We start from the raw sequence: 18,201 nt of genomic DNA on the forward strand, positions 1-18,201 counted from the left end.
CATCGATCCGCGGCGGGTGCAGGTCGTGACCGCGTTGGCGGCGGTGCTGGGGTTCGTCGCACTGCTGTTGTTGCCGGGTGTCGCCGCGCCGGCCTCCGCCGTGCCCGAGACGAGTGCCACCGGGGCAACCCCCGCCCAGCAGTCGTCGCCGCGGTTCGCACGCATCGTCATCGACTCGATGACCCCGTCGATCGTCACCACCACCAGCCGGCCGCTGGTGACGGTGAGCGGTCGCGTCGACAACGTCGGCGATCGCTCGATCAGCAACCTCTCCATCCGCCTCGAGCGCGGTGATCCCGTCTCGTCTGCGTCAGGGTTGCGCACCCAGCTCGCCGACGACGACCCCGCGGTCGCCGTCGCCGGTCCGTTCGAGACGCTCAGCGAGTCCATCGCGCCGGGGGAGAGCGTCGGCTTCCGGATGTCGATGGCACTGTCCGCCGGTTCCGGACCCGACGGCCAGGGCCTCGCGATCTCCGAGACCGGCGTCTATCCGATGCAGGTCAACGTCAACGGCACCCCCGACTACGGCAACCCGGCCCAGGTCGCCGGCTCGCGCACGCTCCTTCCGGTGCTGTCTTTGCCGCCCGACGAGAACCGCGCCCGCAACTACGTCGATCCGACCGACGAGACGGGTTCGCCGGCGGTACCCGGGCTCGGTCCCGACGGTTCGGTCTCGGCGGATCTGGCCAGCCCCGCCCGGATGACGATGCTGTGGCCGATGGCCGCGCCGCCGCAGCTCGCACCGGGCGTCCTCGGCGGCAACACCGAACCCGTCCGGCTCATCAACGAGGACATGGCACGGTCGCTCGACACCGGAGGCCGGCTCAACGAGCTACTCAAGTCGTTGCAGAAGGTGGTCGGGGCACCACCGCGCGAGGAGTCCGGACCGCCGTCCTCCGAACCCACGGCGGAGAGTCCCGCCGAACCCGCGCCGGTCGCGATGCCCGGCTCGGAGAAGCTCGCCGAAAGCATGTGCCTGGCCATCGACCCCGACCTCGTCGTGACCGTGCGCGCGATGTCCCTCGGTTACGAGGTGTCGACGAACCCCGCCGACCCGACCTCGGCCGCTCGACCCGGCAACGGATCCGAGATCGCCGGACGCTGGCTCGACGACCTGCGCTGGACCGCGAGCCGGATGTGCGTGGTGGCGTTGCCGTTCGCGCAGGCGGACCTGACGTCGCTCGCCCGGATCGGCAACACCGGTCTCACCGAGGCGGCCCTCCGCAAGCCCGCCGACATCATCGACGCGATCCTGGGCGTGCGCAGCGTGCGCGGATTGTCGGTGCCCGCGCTCGGCGCCATCGACGACGCCGGTGCCGACGCCCTGGCCGAAGCCGCCGTCACGTCGACCGCGCTCGCGTCGAACTCGGTCGTCCCCACCGGCCGCCGCGACGACACCGGGCGCTACCGCGTCGGACGCCTCACCGCCCAGACCTTCGACGCCCCCATCACCGCGTCACTCGCCGCGATCGGCACCGCACCGAGCACCCCGGCCCTCACCCCGGAATCGCAGCAGGTCGACCTCACCGACGAATCGGCCGGCAGCCGTCGGCAGAGTGCGATCGCCGCGCTGGCCTACCCGGCGATCGCCGCACCGCAACCGGACTCGGCCGACGGCTCGAACACCCCGAACCCGGTGGTGGGCCGGTCGGCGTTCCTCGTGCCGCCGACCTACTGGTCCCCGACGGTCGCGGATTCCGACGCGCTCTTCGCGACCGCGCGCCTGCTGCTCGAGTCGGGCGCCGCGACCCCGACCCCCCTCCCGTCCCTGGTGCAGGAACTGAACACCACAGGCGCCACCGGCCGCCTGACCAACCCGCCGGGCGTGGGACCCGTCGGACGGATCGGATCGGTCCTCACGTCGCAGGCGACGGCGGCCATCCGGCGCAACGTCGAGGACAGCTGGCAGTTCGAGGGCGCGCTGGTGCGGTCTGCCGATGTCGCGGCCACCCCCGAGCGGTACATGTCTCCGCTGCGCGAGGACCAGCTACGCGCCATCAGGTCCACCGACGTCGCGGGATCCGCGGTCTACACGCATCTGCGACGGCTGCAGGAGGAGCGCATCGACGCCGTGGCATCGACCCTGCACCGCCTCGGTCAATCCGTGACGATCCTCGACCCCGGCGGCCGGTACACCCTGGCCTCCGAACGCAGCCCGGTCCTGCTCGCGGTCCGCAACGACCTCGCCCTACCGGTCCGGGCCCGCCTGACCACATCCGCGCCCGAGGGCCTCGAGATCGGCGATCTGGGGTGTGATCGAGATCCCCGCCCGCGGAACCCGGCAGATCCAGCTCCCCACACGCGGTGAGACCTCCGAGGCCATCACCATCGACATCCGGCTGGCCACGGTCACCGGTGTGCCTCTTGGCCAGCCGATCACCCTGCAGGTTCACACCAACGCCTACGGCAAGCCGCTGTTCTACATCACCATCGTCGCCGGCGTGGCGCTCGTGCTGCTGACCGCTCGCAGGCTGTGGCACCGGTTCCGCGGTCAACCCGACCCCGCCGACGCCGACCGTCCCGAGCCCGACGAACTCGAGCGGATGCTGGCGGGAAGCGGGTATCAGGAGCGACGCCGTACCCTGCAAGGCGAGGGTCGGCCATCCGGCGAGGAGCCGGGCGACCACCCGCACGACCCCTGATCGAGCACTGAACGAGGACGGCGAAACACCACGTGAACTGGAACGATGTGCCGCGCGAACCGCGGCCGGGGACACCCGGTGCGGTGCCTCCCCAGCGTCCGGATCGCGCTGCACCGCGCCGGATCCCTCCTGGATCCGGCCCCGTGCCGCCGCCACCCCGGCCCGGCCGACCGGTCCCGTCACCCCCCGCTCACGGCGCCCGGCATGCCCAGGGGCCCGTACCCGGTGGTGTCCGCGTCGAGGCCCCACCGGTCCGGCCCGGTCGTCTCGACGCGGCCGGGTATCAGGAACGGCACAGCGGCGAGACGGACGCCGTCGCCACCGGCTCGTCGAAGAAGGTGACAGCCGGCGACGACTCGTCGTCGACCGGGCTGGCACGCGACTCGGACTCGAGCATCCTGCGGACCAGTGGCTCGATCGCCATCGCGACTCTCTTCAGTCGCATCACCGGCTTCCTGCGCACCGTTCTGATCCTGGCGATGCTCGGTTCGGGCATCGCCTCGGCGTTCCAGGCCGCCGACGTGCTGCCGAACATGATCGCCGAGGTCGTCCTGGGCGCGGTGCTGACGGCCATCGTCATCCCGTTGCTCGCGCGGGCCGAGGCCGAGGACGAAGACGGCGGTCAGGGCTTCCTCAACCGCATCTTCACGATCACCGTGGTGGTGCTCGGCTCGGCGACGGTCCTGGCCGTCATCGCCGCGCCACTCCTGACCTACCTGAATCTCGGTGACGGGCAGGTCAACCGGGACCTGTCCACGCACCTCGCCTACCTGTTGCTGCCCGAGATCCTGTTCTACGGGCTCTCCGCACTGTTCATCGCCGTGCTCAACCTGCGCGGCCTGTTCAAACCGGGCGCCTGGGCACCGGTCCTGAACAACGTCGTCCAGATCACGACCCTCGTGCTGTACGCCCTGGTGCCCGGCGAGATCACTCTCAACCCGGTCCGGATGAGCGATCCGAAGCTGCTCGTCCTGGGTATCGGCTGCACCCTCGGCGTGGTGCTGCAGGCCATGGTCCTGGTGCCGTTCCTGCGCAAGGCCGGCGTGCATCTGAAGCTGGAATGGGGCATCGACGCCCGGCTGCGCCAGTTCGGCAACATGGCGCTCGCGATCGTCGCCTACGTCGCCCTGCTGCAGGTCGGTCTCATCGCGACGTACCGGATCGCCGCCTCCGCCCAGGAGTCCGGCGTCAGTATCTACTTCACCCACTGGCAGTTGCTGCAGCTGCCCTATGGCGTACTCGGCGTGACCATCCTGACCGCGATCATGCCGCGACTGTCGCGCAACGCGGCCGCCGACGACACGAAGGCCGTGGTCGACGACCTGTCGCTGGCCACGCGTCTGACGATGGTCGCGCTGGTCCCGGTCGTGTCGTTCATGACCTTCTTCGGGCCGGCCATCGCGATCGCGGTGTTCAACTTCGGCCGGTTCGACGCCGCCGACGCCGCCCAGCTGGGCTCGGTGCTCGCCTGGGGTGCGTTCACGCTGATCCCGTACTCGATGACGCTGGTCCAGCTGCGCGTCTTCTACGCCCGTGAGGACGCCTGGACCCCGACCTTCATCGCGCTCGGCATCACCGTGGTCAAGGTGACGTCGTCGTACATGGGTCCCGTCCTGTTCGACGACCCGTCGAACGTCGTGCGGTGGCTCGCCCTGTCCAACGGACTCGGCTATCTGGTCGGCGCCATCGTCGGCCACTACTTGCTCCGCAGCCGCCTGCGCGGCGCACGACTGACGAACGTGGCCCGCACCACGCTGGTCACGTTCGCGGTCTCCCTGAGCGTGTCGGCGGTCGTCTGGGCCGTCGCGAAGATGACCGGCCTCGACCACATGATCGGCTGGCTCGGCAAGGTCGGGTCGCTGCTGTACCTGATCCTGACGGCGGTCGTCGTGCTGGCGGTGACCTATGCGGGTCTGGCCGCCGCCCGGGTGCCGGACGTGGTCGCGATCGGCAACTCGGTGCGTCGCCTCCTCGGCCGGTTCATCCCGGCTCTCGCGCCGCCCGCGGAGCCCGAACGCGAACAGTCCCCGGCGATCACAGTTCAGTTTCCGCGCGTCTCTGCGGACGAATCGCTCCCGTACTCTGGTCAGGTACAAGTGCTGCGCCGCTTCGACAGGGGCACCGCGACGTGGCAGTCCTACTCCGTGCACACCGGGGGCGCGATCGGCGCCGGCCGGGGTGCACGTCCCATCCCAGAGCGCGCACCGGTTCCGCGCGACATCAGATACCGGAGGAAAGGAGTCCGTCGCGTGAGTGACAGCGAGATCGACACGAGTGCACCCACCGGGTCGCCCGTCGAATCCGGCCCCGGCGATTCCCATTCCGCCGGACCCCAGACTCCCTCCGCACCCACTCACGGACAGACTCCCGCCGCGCCGGCCGCTGCCCCCACACCGGAGGCTGCTCGTCGACGCGGACCGCGACTGATTCCCGGCGCCGCGGTCGCCGGTGGCCGATACCGGCTCCTCGAGCAGCACGGCGGCACCCGCGGCCTGCAGTTCTGGCGCGCCCAGGACATCAACCTCGACCGTGAGGTCGCACTGACCTTCGTCGACGCAGACCAGCTCGCGCCGCCGCTCGAGCGCGGACAGGCCATCAAGGCGACCGATCAGGGGCCCCAGGCGGTCCTCTCGCGGACCCTGCGCCTCGGCCAGATCACCTCCGACGGCGTGGCACGGGTGCTCGACGTCGTCCGCGGTTCCTCCGGCGGCATCGTCGTCGCCGAGTGGGTGCCCGGCTCATCGCTCGCCGACGTCGCCCGGTCCGAGCCGTCCCCGATCGGTGCCGCCCGAGCCGTGCGCTCGCTGGCCGCGGCCGCGGAGATCGCCCACCGCTCCGGTGGCGCACTGTCGATCGACCATCCCGATCGCATCCGAATCAGCCACGACGGCAACGCGGTTCTCGCCTTCCCGGGCACCCTCGCCGGGGACGACAAGGCCTCCGACGTGCGCGGACTCGGCGCGGTGCTCTACGCGCTGCTGCTGAACCGGTGGACCCTCGATCCCGAAAACGGGTCGCGGCTCGTCACCACCGACGACGTCACCGAACCGATCGGCGGTATCCCGGTGGCGGCGCCGGGGGAGAACGGTCAACCCCTGGAGCCGCGGGCAGCGAAGCCCGACATCCCGTTCGAGATCTCGGCCGTCGCGGCGCGTGCGCTCGACGGAACCCGGGGCATCCGGACCGCGGCGACGGTCCAGCACGTCCTCGACCAGGCGACAGTGGTCGACCTCAACACCGACATGCTCCCCGCCATCACCGATGCCGACGCGCCGCCGCCGGTCACGGTGGCACCGCGGGTCGGCAGCGCCGAGCACAAGGCGGGCCGCAAGAACCTCGCACTGCTGATCGGCGCGGGTCTGCTCGCGCTCTTCGTGGTCATCGCGCTGATCGTCGGAGCCACCAACGTCTTCGGCAGCGGTGACGGCTCGAGTGACATCGACTCGATCCTGACCACCACCGAGCCGGCCCCGCCGGGCGAACCGACACCCGAGGCCAAGGCACCCGCCGAAGCGCCGCAGGCCCAGGACATCGCGCTCCGGGGGGTGACCGTGGCCGACTTCTCGTCGCAGCCGCCGGACAACTCGGCCAACGTCGGGAACGTGATCACCGGTGCGGCGCCACCGTGGCAGACCGACAACTACCGGGGCCGCCCCGACTTCGGCGGTCTGAAGCAGGGCCTGGGCCTGATGTTCGACCTCGGTGACGAGCGCGCCGTGAAGTCGGTGACCATCGAGACCCCGACCCCCGGTTTCGACGTGGAGATCCGCACCTCGCCGAACGCGAGGCCCGCTTTCGCCGGGACCACCCCCGTGGCCGCGGGTCGTGTCGGCCAGAACACCACGACCATCCAGATCGCGTCTCCGCAGGCCAGCCGCTACGTGATGGTGTGGATCACGACGCTGCCGCCCGCTGCGGGTGGCTATCAGGCCGAGGTCGGCCGCGTCACGATGGCGGGCTGACCGGCTCGTTCTCCGGGCTGACCGACTCGTCATCGGTGCCCGATGCCATCGGTTCGGTGGTCGACGCGCCCGTCTTCGGCGTCCACCCGGGCGGGCCGAAGATGTAACCGAGGCGTGCTCGCCAGCTCGACGTCGACTTCACGTCGCGGGCGATCGCCACGTACTCGTGCGTCTCGAGTCGCCAGATGTTGTAAGTGTCCACCGGTTTGGTCAGTCCGTAGCGCGGGCGGCGACCCTCCGGGGTGAAGGATCCGAACATCCGGTCCCAGATGATGAAGACGCCGCCGTAGTTGCGGTCGAGGTACTCGGGATCGCGTCCGTGATGTACACGGTGATGCGACGGGGTGTTGAACACGTACTCGAACGGCGCCCACATCTTGTTGATGTGTTCGGTGTGAATCCAGAACTGGTAGATGAGGTTCAACGAGTACGCGAAGAACACGAGGGCCGGCGGGACCCCGAGCAAGGGGAGCGGCAGCCACATCACGATCGCCGCGCTGATGTTCCACTTCTGGCGCAGCGCGGTGGCAAAGTTGAAGTACTCGCTGGAGTGATGTGCCTGATGGGTCGCCCACACGATGCGCACGCGGTGCGACACCCGGTGCACCCAGTAGTAGATGAAGTCCACCGCCACGAACGCGATGACCCACGAATACCACTGGTTCATCGGCAGGTGCCACGGCGCGACATACGTGAACAGGGCGGTGTAGGCGAGCAGCCCGAGAAGTTTCCAGAAGGCGCTGGTCCCGATCGAGACGACGCCCATCATCACGCTCGCGCGCGCATCCCGGGTCTCGTAGGCGCCGGGGGCCGGAGCACCCTCGTCGTCGTGATCGTGCTCGAGCTTGGCCGCAGCGAACCACTCGATGGCCAGCATCGCGAGGAAGAACGGGATCGCGATCACCGTCGGCTCGCGCATCGGTTCCGGCAAGAACTCCAACACCGTGTACTCCTCTGGACCACCATCTGACACGTCAGCATGTCAGTTTGATTCTGACAATGTATCGTGTCAGAAGTAGTGCTGTAAAGATCCGGATCGGTCGAAATCCGGGTCGTGACCAGAGGAGCAGAGGTTCGTGCCCACGTCCGCCACCGCGGGAACCCCCGCCGCCCGCGCCGGAGGCCGGCGCTATGCGGGAGCGGACCCGACCGAACGCCAGGCTCGCCGCCGCAGCGCCCTGATCAGCGCCGGACTCGACGTCTTCGGCACCGACGGTTACGCGAAGGCCTCGGTCAAGAGCGTCTGCGACCAGGCCGGGCTCACCCAGCGCTACTTCTATGAATCCTTCAGCGACCGCGCCGACCTGCTCGTCGCGGTATACGACGACTGCGTGGACTTCGCCCGCACCTCGACGATCGCCGCTGCGAGCCGCTTCATCCACACGGGGGCCGGCGGAACCGATATCGGTGCCGAGTCGGAAGGCATTCCCGCAGAGTCGATCTCGGATGCGGCGCGCGCAATCCTGCAGGCCTTCATGTCGGCGCTGGCCGACGACGCACGTCGAGCGCGGGTCATGCTTGTCGAGGTCGTCGGCGTCTCACCCGAGATCGAACGCGTACGGATGCGCGCGATACACGGGTGGGCCGACCTGATCCTGGTGCTGGCACGGGGAAGTCGTCCACCGACGACCCGTCAGCGGCTCGCCTCTGTCGGACTCGTCGGAGCCGTCACCCAGTTGATGGTCGATTGGTATGTGGCCGGCGAAGCGGACTCCGGCATTCAACGCGAACCTCTCGAAGACGTCCTCGACGTCTGCGTGGAACTGTTGGTCGCCGCGCACGGTCGACTGTTGAACTGACTCCTCGCATCCGTCGGACTACGCCAAAACACCGCCATAAGTCTTGCTACGCGAGTAGATTTCGGACCATTCTGCTTCAAGCCGCGGGGCCGCTACTCCCGGGAGGCGACAGATGAGCACAGCAGAAGAACGCGCCAGACAGCTCGATCTTGTTGCGCGCCTGAAATCTTCGTATCCGGAACTTCCGGACGCGCCCACTCCCGATCTCCTCGATCACGCGCGTATCACCGCCTACCTCAAACCGGTGCATGACGTCGGCGGTGAACCCGACGCGCCGATCTTCTACGAGGGAAAGGCCTACGAGCTGTGGGAACACATGACGTACGTCATGTGTGAAGTGCTGGCCTGGCGCGGGATCTGGCTCTCCGAGGAACGTCGGCGGATCGGCAACGTCGACGTCGGCCGCGCGGAGTACCTCGGACTGCCGTACTACGGCCGATGGTTGCTCGCGGTTGCGAGAGTTCTGGTCGAGAAACACCACATCGCGCTCGGCGAGCTCTCCGAGCGCATGCTCGAGGTGCAGGATCGATACGCCGGCGGACTGGCGGGCAAGAAGCTCGAAGCGCGACCACGCAGTGTCGGTGACGGATCCGACGTTCCCCGCAACACCCATCACCGGCACGCCGTCGGGGTCGGGGATCCCCAGATCTACGCGGGGAGGGCCGGTGAGGCCCGGTTCGCCGTCGGCGATCCCGTCGTCGTGCGCGAGCTTCCCGTCGTCTTCTACACGCGCACACCGGAATACGTGCGCGGTGCAACCGGTCAGATCTCCGCCGTCGCTTACGAGAGTCCAGCGCCCGAAGACGAGACGTGGGGTCTGTCCGATGCCCAACCGGAGTGGTTCTACGTCGTCGAGTTCCAGATGAGCGACCTGTGGCACGGGTACACCGGCACCGCCGACGACACCCTGCGAACCGAGATCCCGGAGAGGTGGCTGGCACCGGCCGGTCGAGAGGAGAGCTAGACCATGAGCGACGCCACCGGTGCGCACGATCACGATCACGATCACGACCACGCGCGGACGGTCGCGCCGATGGTCGAGGAGGTCACCGACTTCGAGGTGCTCGAGATCGCGCTACGTGAATTGTGTATCGAGAAGGGACTTTTCACCGCCGAGGAACATCGGCGATTCACCGAGTTCGCCGAGCAGATCGGGCCGACACCGGCAGCGACCCTGGTTGCGCGCGCCTGGCTGGAACCGGACTTCAAAGAGTTCGCGCTCGCCGAACCCATGACCGCGAGCAAGGAGGTCGGGGTCGATTGGCTCGAGCCCACCGGTTTCGGCACACCCAGTGACTTCACCGCGTTCTCGATACTCGAAGACACCCCGTCGGTCCATCACGTGATCGTGTGCGCGCTGTGTTCGTGTTATCCGCGGCCGATCCTCGGCAATTCGCCCGAGTGGTATCGCACGCCGAACTACCGGCGTCGCATGGTGCGATGGCCGCGACAGGTGTTGTCGGAGTTCGGGCTCCAACTGCCCGACGGTGTATCGGTCCGCGTCCAGGACTCCAATCAGAAGCATCGGTTCATGGTGATGCCGCAACGCCCGGCGGGGACGGAGGACTGGACCCAGGAGCAGCTGGCCGAGATCCTCACCCGCGATTGTCTGATCGGGGTGGCCCTTCCGAAGCCGGGGGTGACCACCAACGCGGTCACCACCGTCCGGCCGGCCATCCACCCGGCGGGAGAGTGACGATGTCGACGCAGTCCGAGACCGGAGACGCCTACCCGCCGCTCGCCGAGGTCGTCCAACGTGACCAGGTATGGCCGCGAATGGCCGCCAAGTACGGGGTCGCCAACCTCGTCCCACCATGGAAGACCAGCCTCGACGGTCTCTGCGACGCGCTCGACCGGGCCGCCGACAGCGGATGCGCGGCACCCGGGGTCGTGGAGCGCCGCGACGAGGAGGACAGGTTGGCGGCGACCACCTACGCCGACCTTCCCTACCCGGAGAACCAGCTTGTCGCCCTCGCGCACACCCTGCTCGATCGCGGGGTGATCGACCAGCGCGAACTCGCGGAGCGGATGGCCGCGGTCCGAGCCCGTCTGGAGGCGTGAGCAGGCCGGCCAAACCGGCTGTCCACACTGAGATCGGTCCTGTAGACAACTGCGTCGCCACCGGGTCGGGCGGCGGCTTCTCCATTACTCTCAGCGCATGGCCGGGGGGAACGACGCAGTTGACCTGCACACCGATGAGCAGTTGTTACGCGCTCACGCCGCCGGCGACCCGGGCGCGTTCACCGATCTGATCAACCGTCACCTCGACTATCTGTGGTCGGTCGCCATTCGGACCAGCCAGAACCCCGAGGATGCCGCCGACGGGTTGCAGGACGCACTACTCGCCGCCCACCGGACCGCCGGGGATTTCCGCTCCGACGCGAAGGTGACCAGTTGGCTGCATCGGATCGTCGTCAACGCCTGCCTCGACCGGATCCGACGCAACAACGCCCGCCGGACCGTTCCGCTGCCCGAGTGGGATGTGCTGTCGATCGCCGACACCGCCGATGACATCGCCGCGGTGGATCTGTCCGTCTCCATCGGCCGGGCTCTGCACGCGCTTCCCGAAGGCCAGCGGCAGGCCATCGTCGCCGTCGATCTCGAGGGTTACTCGGTCGCCGAGGCCGCCTCACTCCTCGGCGTCGCCGAGGGGACCATCAAGAGTCGATGCGCACGCGGACGACTCAAACTCGCCCAGGTCCTGGGTCATCTCCGGACTGCCGATGACGCGTAAGCCGATGCCTGCCAACGTCTTTCCGCCGAATCACACCGGAGTGGAACCGGAACCGCGCGTCGTGCGTCCAAGTATCCGACGACCACCGGACAACGACCGGCGAGATGCCACCCTGAGACACCGACGCCTGACCTTCGGAATGGAAGACTGACACCATGACCCCGCGGGGACCTGACGACACCGAGTCCGGCGATCTGCCCGATCCGCCGTATTCGGCGGAGACGCTGGCCGATCTCCACGCCGGAGTGCTGTCCGAGCGCGCTGCCACACACATCCGTGCGCAGATCACCGATGACGCTGCCGCGCAGGAGATCCTGGCGGCTCTGGATCGGACGACGAGTCAGCTTCGCACGTCGACCCCCGCCGCGCATACGGTTCCGGATCATGTTCGCGCCGACGTCCAGGCCACGCTGGCCGCACTGGCCGGAGCGCCCGCGACCGACGCGGCGGCGCCTCCCGGCCCTGCACGACCGGGTCCCGCCCAGGACGCACCGGTGGATCTCCCCGCACGGCGCGAACGATCCGGTCGGTCGTCGAGGGTTCTCTCGGTGGTACTGGCCGCGGCGGCGATCGCGGTGGTCGCCCTCGGCTCGATCGGTGTGCTTCGACTGATGTCCTCGTCACCGGACGACACCCCATCGCCGATACAGGCCCAGCCCGGATCGACCCAGATCCTGGACCCGGCGGGCTCCGCGTCGGCCATCTCGGTCCTCGGTCGTACAGACGGGGCACCGTTCGGCTCGGTCGCCGCGCTCCGACGCTGCACCGCGGCTCATCTCGTCCCCGCGACGGTCGTCATCGTCGGCTCCGGGCGGATCATCTTCCACGGTGGCCCCGCTGCCGCCATCCTGCTGTCGACCGGTGTCCCAGGCCGGTTCGACGCCCTGATCGTCGGTCTCGAGTGCGACACCGACAATCCCGCGTTCCTGGCGAGGGGGACGATCGGCGCCTGATCCCCTCTACCAGGGCCGAGACCTGCGTCACCACGCCGGACGCATGGACTTGACCGGGAACATCTGCGCTTACCCTTGTGTTGAAGCAGCCGTGATCCCGACCAGAACTCCGGGATCTCGCATACCCCACAGCACGGAGGACGGATGAGCCAGCCAGAGACCCAGCAGATCCACGACGTGATCATCATCGGATCTGGTCCTGCCGGGTACACCGCGGCGATCTACGCCGCGCGCGCCGAGCTAGCGCCGATTGTCTTCGAGGGCACCCAGTTCGGTGGCGCGCTGATGACGACCACCGAGGTCGAGAACTTCCCCGGCTTCCAGACCGGCATCCAGGGCCCGGCCCTGATGGACGAAATGCGCGAGCAGGCGATCCGATTCGGCGCCGACCTGCGCATGGAGGACGTCGACACGGTCCGCCTCGAGGGCGACATCAAGGAGGTCCAGGTCGGCGGTGAGGTGTTCCGCGCGCGCGCTGTCATCCTCGCGATGGGCGCGGCAGCACGGTACCTCGGAGTCGAAGGAGAACAGGAACTCCTCGGTCGCGGCGTATCCGCATGCGCGACCTGCGACGGCTTCTTCTTCAAGGACCAGGACATCGCCGTCATCGGCGGCGGCGACTCGGCGATGGAGGAAGCGACCTTCCTCACGAAGTTCGCCCGAACTGTCACACTGGTTCATCGTCGGGACGAATTCCGCGCCTCGAAGATCATGCTCGAGCGCGCTCGCGCCAACGACAAGATCCGCTTCGTCACCAATGCCGCCGTTCGATCGGTCATCGGCGACGGGTCGGTGAGCGGCCTGGAGATCGAGGACACCCGCAACGGTGAGCTCAGCACCCTCGACGTGACCGGCATGTTCGTCGCGATCGGTCACGACCCGCGCAGCGAACTGGTCCGCGGACAGGTCGACCTCGACGACGAGGGCTACGTCCTCGTGCAGGGCCGCACCACCTACACCTCCCTGCCCGGCGTCTTCGCCTGTGGCGATCTGGTCGACCACACCTATCGCCAGGCCATCACCGCAGCCGGGAGCGGTTGCTCGGCGGCCATCGACGCGGAGCGCTGGCTCGCCGAGCAGGGTGAGGCGCCCGCACACACCGTCGACGCCGAGTCCGTCGCCGACGTCGAAGCTGTTCAGGCACCCGCCTGACCTGAGCGTTCCATTCCAATCTCGTTCTTCGAGTCCATCTGAGGAGGACATCACCATGGGTGCAAACACGGTCGTCGTGAACGACACCACCTTCAAGGACACCGTTCTCGGTGCCGACAAGCCGGTCCTGGTCGATTTCTGGGCAACCTGGTGCGGCCCGTGCCGCATGGTCGCCCCGGTTCTTGAGGAGATCGCCCGCGACAACGGCGACAAGCTCACCATCGCCAAGCTCGACGTCGATGAGAGCCCGGCCACCGCGCGTGACTTCCAGATCATGTCGATCCCGACCATGATCCTGTTCGACAAGGGTCAGCCGGTGAAGACCATCGTCGGCGCCAAGGGCAAGGCCGCACTGCTACGCGAACTCGATTCGGTGATCGGCCAGTCAGCCTGACCTGCATTTTCTTCTGATCCGCGGCGAGAGTCCGACGGGTGAACGACGTTGTCGTCGGCCCGCGGGCTCTCGTCGTTGGTAGTCTCGGCCCGGGTCCCCGGCCACGAGGGACACGAGCCGACGACGACGCCACTGGAGCTGTTCCAGTTTGGTGTAGTGAACTTCAGCTGAGAGAATGCAGGCTGATGCTGACCGGTACCGCAGTCACGCGGTCCGCCAGATATCGCCGGCAGGGCGTCACCCTGCCGCGATGCGTACGAGGGGTGACGACATGCCATTGTTCCGACTTGGGGATCACGGCTCGGCGGTGGCCGAGATCCGCGCCATCCTGGTCGGGCTCGGTCTGTTGCCCGACGGTGGGGATCCCGTTTTCGACGAAGCCTGTGACCGGGCAATTCGGGCATTCCAGCAGCAGCGCGGTCTGATCGTCGACGGCATCGTCGGCCCCGCAACCTACCGGGTTCTCCGGGAGGCCTCGTACCGCCTCGGCGCCCGTGTGCTGTCGTACCAGCTGTCGGCGCCCATGGTCGGCGACGACGTGGCGACTCTGCAGCACCGCCTCCAGAACCTCGGTTACTACACCTCGCTCGTCGACGGCATCTTCGGGCTGAACACCCACAATGCGGTCTGTCTGTACCAGAGTGAATACGGTCTGGCGTCTGACGGGATCTGTGGTCCGGCGACTCTTCGCTCACTCGAACGCCTCGGCACGCGTGTCACTGGTGGTTCGCCGTATGCGATCCGCCAGGAGGAGCAGGTTCGACGCTCCGGTCCGCAGCTGTCGGGCAAGCGGATCCTCATCGATCCCGGTTCCGGTGGGCTGCACCCGCTGTCGACCGGCGAACTCGCCGAACGCGAATCCGATCTCCTCTGGGATCTGGGGTGCACGGCTGGAGGGCCGCATGGCGGCCGCCGGCATGCAGACCTTCCTGTCCCACGACGGCCGCGGCCGACCGGGGGACAACGAACGCGCCCGGGTCGCGAACCTCATGGATGCCGACATGATGATCTCGCTGCGATGCGGTCATTACCGCAACGCGCAGGCCAACGGCGTCGCCTCGTTCTATTTCGGCAACAACCAGAACTCCTTCTCGACAATCGGCCGTAATCTGGCCGGGTTCATCCAGCGCGAGATCGCCGCTCGCACACCGCTTGCCGATTGTCGGACACATGAGCGCACCTGGGATGTCCTGCGACTGACCAGGATGCCGGTTGCCCTCATCGACGTCGGCTACATCACCAACCCGGATGATGCTGCGGTGCTGGGTAGTTCGGATTGGCGCAATGTCATCGCGGACGCCATCCTGGTCGCGGTGAAGCGGTTGTACCTGCTCGACCAGGACGATCGCCCTACTGGCACTTACACTTTCGCGGACCTTCTGGCCGCGGAGAACGCTTCGCGCTGACACGGCCCGCACCCGATCCCACCGGCACAGCTGTTCGCTGCCGTCCGGTGAGATCGATCTCGGCCATCACCACCAGCTTCTCCAGCGCGCTCTCGACCTCAAACTTCCAGCCGAGTCCTTCGTCGAGCTCCAGACGGAACCGCGGGAAGCGCTGATGCGATGAGACGACGTCGAATCCCGAGTTCTTGAGGAACGACGCGTCGATCATGCACGTGGTGCACAGATCAGCCTGTGAGTCCTCGAGGATCTCTCGTGCGACTTCGATGATCGCCTCATCCGTCCAGAAGTCGAGGTCGGGGAGACCTCCACCCGTGACGGCCTCACCCGACTCCGCAGAGCCGGACGGACTGGCTCCGATCGACGAACCGAACTCGGCCCCGCCGGCACCATTGCGGACGAGACCGAAGGACTCGACTGCGCGGACACCGCGTCGGATCAGATCACCGAGGACGGCATCGAGCAGTATCGTCGCGACTTCCTCGTGTCCCGGCTCCGTGCGAATGCTGGTGAGAAGGACGGCGTCGTGACTGACCGGGGAAGTGGGGAAGTGCTGCGAACGGGGCACCCGGTTCGGCGGTGCGTAGAACGCCGTACCGATGACGGAGTTGGTCGTCGAGTCGATGGCGACCTGTCCACACGCTCCCCACTCGAGCAGCAGACCGGAGATCCAGGCCTCCTTGTCGAACTCGCTCTCGTAGGCCTGACCGTTGGCGGTCGGTTCGACTTCCCAGAAGACACATCGGCGGGTGTGGTGGGGGAGGGACTCGAAAGATCCGAGTTCCAGCCGCACGATCGACACGCTCATGTCATCGAACTCCGAGCCGGAGACGTGAATCGACGAAAAGTATTGGGCTACAGCCCATCTCGAAATTCAGGTCGGTCCCTGATCCGTCAATCGTCACTGTGACGTTACTTCCGCATCCGCTGGTACAGAGAAATCCGCGGTGGAGTTCACTTGTTCGGGTCGATGAACTGAACGATGCGTTCCAGGTCGTCGACCGATCCGAATTCCACGACGATCTTCCCTTTCCGCTTCCCTAGACTGACTGTAACCCTGGTGTCCAGGCTGTCGGACAGTCTCTCGGCGAGGTCTTGGAGCCCAGGCATCTGCATCGGCTTGCGCTTCGGGGCGGCCGGCTTCGCCTCCGGTCCGTCACCGCGGTTGGCGAGAGTGACAGCTTCTTCGGTCGCACGGACTGACAGCCCCTCGGCGACGATTCGCGCGGCGAGAGCCTCCTGTGCATCGCTGCCCGTCTCGAGGGAGAGGAGGGCGCGGGCATGACCGGCGGACAGGACACCCGCCGCCACACGACGCTGCACCGGGATCGGCAGCTTGAGCAAACGGATCATGTTGCTGATGAGTGGACGTGAACGGCCGAGCTTGGCAGCCAACTGCTCGTGGGTGACGCCGAACTCTTCGAGAAGCTGTTGGTAGGCAGCCGCCTCTTCCAACGGATTCAGCTGTGCGCGGTGGATGTTCTCGAGCAGTGCGTCGCGCAGCATGTCGCCATCGGCGGTCTCACGGACGATGGCCGGAATCGCCTCGAGGCCGACCTCCTGGCTCGCCCGCCACCGACGCTCACCCATGACGATCTGGTAGGCGACACCGTCAGCCGTGGGCTCCTTGAGGCGCCGCACGACGATCGGTTGCATCAAACCGAACTCGCGGATCGAGTGGACGAGTTCGGACATCTGCTCGTCGTCGAAGACCGTTCGGGGCTGGTTCGGGTTCGGCTGGATCTGCTTGGGCGGGATCTCCCGGTAGACGGCGCCGGCCTCTTCGCGGCTCAGTACGTCGACCGCCGAGGCGTCGACGGGGGAGGAGGGCTGGCCGTCGACCACGGGCGACGGTCCCTTGCCGATGACGACGTCGGCGGCGGCGTTGCCCAGCCGCGGAGCGGTCGACTGGTCCTCGGTGGGGCCGGTCGGGATGAGTGCCGCCAGTCCACGACCCAGTCCGCCACGACGCTGCGCGGTGTCCCGTTGACTCATGCCTTTACCTCCACTAGGAATCGGATCTGTGTCGTCATGCCTGGGCGCTTTCCGTTGCACCGCGGAGAGCCAGTTCGCGCGCCGCGTCGAGGTAGCTCATCGCGCCACGTGAACCGGGATCGTATTCGATGATCGTCATCCCATATCCGGGTGCCTCGGAGACCTTCACGCTGCGGGGGATGATCGTGCCGAGCACCTTGTCGCCGAAGTGGCGACGGACTTCCTCGGCCACCTGGTCGGCAAGCTTGGTTCGACCGTCGTACATCGTGAGGACGATCGTCGACACGTGCAGCCCACGATTGAGGTGCGCTTGGACGAGCTCGATGTTCCGGAGGAGCTGTCCGACGCCCTCGAGGGCGTAGTACTCGCACTGGATCGGGATGAGTACCTCACGCGCGGCGACCATCGCATTGACGGTCAGGAGACCGAGCGACGGCGGACAGTCGATGAAGACATAGTCGATCTGATACTCGGCCAGAACTTCGTCGGAGAGTGCGTTCCGGAGTCGGTTCTCGCGCGCCACCAAGGACACGAGTTCGATCTCGGCACCGGCCAGATCAAGTGTTGCCGGGACACAAAAGAGGCCCTTCTGGCTCGGCGACTCCTGGATGGCCTCCTTGAGAGTCACCTCGCCGAGGAGCAGCTCGTAAACGGAGGCGATGTCCTCCGCGCGATGATCGATACCCAATGCAGTGCTCGCGTTGCCCTGGGGGTCGAGATCCACAACAAGCACGCGCAGTCCACGTACAGCGAGACCGGCCGCGAGGTTCACCGCGGTGGTGGTCTTACCGACGCCGCCCTTCTGGTTCGCGACGGTCATGATCCGCGTGCGCTGAGGGCGGGGGAGTTGACCGGCACCACCAGGAGTCAGGACCTGACTGGCGCGCTCCGCAGCCATGGCGATCGGGGTGTCGGCGAAGGGCTCGCCCGCGACGGGCGGGGCTCCAGCGGATGGCGTTTCACGTGAAACGTTCGGGTCCTGATCGACCACGCGGGCACTCCTTTGACCTACCTGGTAGGCGTTCGAGTTGTCGGGTCCGGCGGACGTCGCCCCGGCTCCAACAGATGCAGAATCGTCAACGGCAGCCCGTTGAGACGCGCTGCCAGAACGCTTTCTATTCTGCGCCTTACGCGGACTCCATACCAATTCAGAACTCCCTCTGTGTG

Annotated in this window: 13 protein-coding genes and 2 pseudogenes; 11 read left to right on the top strand and 4 right to left on the bottom strand. The window is 67.4% G+C overall.

Going from position 1 to position 18,201, the window contains the following annotated elements:
• Positions 1–16: 16 nt before the first annotated feature.
• Together RVF83_RS05910 and RVF83_RS05915 are read left to right on the top strand one after the other, a co-directional pair.
• Positions 17–2,642 (top strand): annotated as a pseudogene (locus tag RVF83_RS05910) (DUF6049 family protein).
• 338 nt (positions 2,643–2,980) lie between these two features.
• Positions 2,981–6,604 carry a murein biosynthesis integral membrane protein MurJ gene (locus RVF83_RS05915; protein WP_005200665.1) on the top strand — a complete coding sequence of 1,208 codons (3,624 nt, stop codon included), beginning with the start codon at positions 2,981–2,983 and terminating at the stop codon, positions 6,602–6,604.
• Here RVF83_RS05915 and RVF83_RS05920 read toward each other — a convergent pair.
• Positions 6,588–7,547, bottom strand: coding sequence for a sterol desaturase family protein (locus tag RVF83_RS05920; protein ID WP_005200667.1), 960 nt, complete (start codon positions 7,545–7,547; stop codon positions 6,588–6,590). The two genes, RVF83_RS05915 and RVF83_RS05920, sit on opposite strands and share 17 nt — an antisense overlap.
• 133 nt (positions 7,548–7,680) lie before the next feature.
• Between RVF83_RS05920 and RVF83_RS05925 the strand changes: the two genes are divergently transcribed.
• From RVF83_RS05925 to RVF83_RS05965, 9 genes and pseudogenes are all read left to right on the top strand, one after another.
• Positions 7,681–8,403 (top strand): TetR/AcrR family transcriptional regulator, encoded by a 723-nt coding sequence (locus RVF83_RS05925; protein WP_005200668.1) that lies wholly within the window; start codon positions 7,681–7,683, stop codon positions 8,401–8,403.
• Between the two features lie 112 nt (positions 8,404–8,515).
• Entirely contained in the window at positions 8,516–9,367 is an 852-nt protein-coding gene (locus RVF83_RS05930; RefSeq protein WP_005200670.1) for an SH3-like domain-containing protein, read from the top strand.
• Positions 9,368–9,370: 3 nt separating this feature from the next.
• Positions 9,371–10,099 (top strand): thiocyanate hydrolase subunit gamma, encoded by a 729-nt coding sequence (gene scnC, locus RVF83_RS05935; protein ID WP_005200672.1) that lies wholly within the window; start codon positions 9,371–9,373, stop codon positions 10,097–10,099.
• Positions 10,100–10,101: 2 nt separating this feature from the next.
• Complete coding sequence (locus tag RVF83_RS05940) at positions 10,102–10,464, top strand: SH3-like domain-containing protein (protein ID WP_005200673.1); 363 nt, start codon at positions 10,102–10,104, stop codon at positions 10,462–10,464.
• A gap of 97 nt (positions 10,465–10,561) precedes the next feature.
• The gene (gene sigM / locus RVF83_RS05945) at positions 10,562–11,137 is read left to right on the top strand and encodes an RNA polymerase sigma factor SigM (RefSeq protein ID WP_005200675.1); all 576 of its coding nucleotides are present in this window, start codon (positions 10,562–10,564) and stop codon (positions 11,135–11,137) included.
• 155 nt (positions 11,138–11,292) lie between these two features.
• On the top strand, positions 11,293–12,090 hold the full coding sequence (locus RVF83_RS05950) for a hypothetical protein (RefSeq protein WP_005200678.1): 798 nt from the start codon (positions 11,293–11,295) through the stop codon (positions 12,088–12,090).
• Positions 12,091–12,234: 144 nt separating this feature from the next.
• Entirely contained in the window at positions 12,235–13,242 is a 1,008-nt protein-coding gene (gene trxB / locus RVF83_RS05955; RefSeq protein ID WP_005200680.1) for a thioredoxin-disulfide reductase, read from the top strand.
• A gap of 55 nt (positions 13,243–13,297) precedes the next feature.
• Positions 13,298–13,636: a thioredoxin gene (gene trxA / locus RVF83_RS05960; RefSeq protein WP_005200681.1), complete on the top strand. Its 339-nt coding sequence runs from the start codon at positions 13,298–13,300 to the stop codon at positions 13,634–13,636.
• Positions 13,637–13,907: 271 nt separating this feature from the next.
• Positions 13,908–15,042, top strand: a pseudogene (locus RVF83_RS05965) (N-acetylmuramoyl-L-alanine amidase).
• On the opposite strand, the gene RVF83_RS05970 reads toward RVF83_RS05965, so the two are convergent.
• The 3 genes from RVF83_RS05970 to RVF83_RS05980 form a co-directional block, all read right to left on the bottom strand.
• Positions 14,987–15,847: a hypothetical protein gene (locus RVF83_RS05970; protein WP_005200686.1), complete on the bottom strand. Its 861-nt coding sequence runs from the start codon at positions 15,845–15,847 to the stop codon at positions 14,987–14,989. The pseudogene RVF83_RS05965 and the gene RVF83_RS05970 sit on opposite strands and share 56 nt — an antisense overlap.
• 146 nt (positions 15,848–15,993) lie before the next feature.
• A complete protein-coding gene (locus RVF83_RS05975; protein ID WP_005200362.1) occupies positions 15,994–17,034 on the bottom strand; it encodes a ParB/RepB/Spo0J family partition protein in 1,041 nt (346 codons plus the stop codon).
• Between the two features lie 34 nt (positions 17,035–17,068).
• The gene (locus RVF83_RS05980) at positions 17,069–18,025 is read right to left on the bottom strand and encodes a ParA family protein (protein ID WP_005200363.1); all 957 of its coding nucleotides are present in this window, start codon (positions 18,023–18,025) and stop codon (positions 17,069–17,071) included.
• Between the last annotated feature and the right edge of the window lie 176 nt (positions 18,026–18,201).

Source organism: Gordonia rubripertincta (assembly GCF_038024875.1).
In the GTDB taxonomy this organism is placed as follows: Bacteria; Actinomycetota; Actinomycetes; order Mycobacteriales; family Mycobacteriaceae; genus Gordonia; species Gordonia rubripertincta.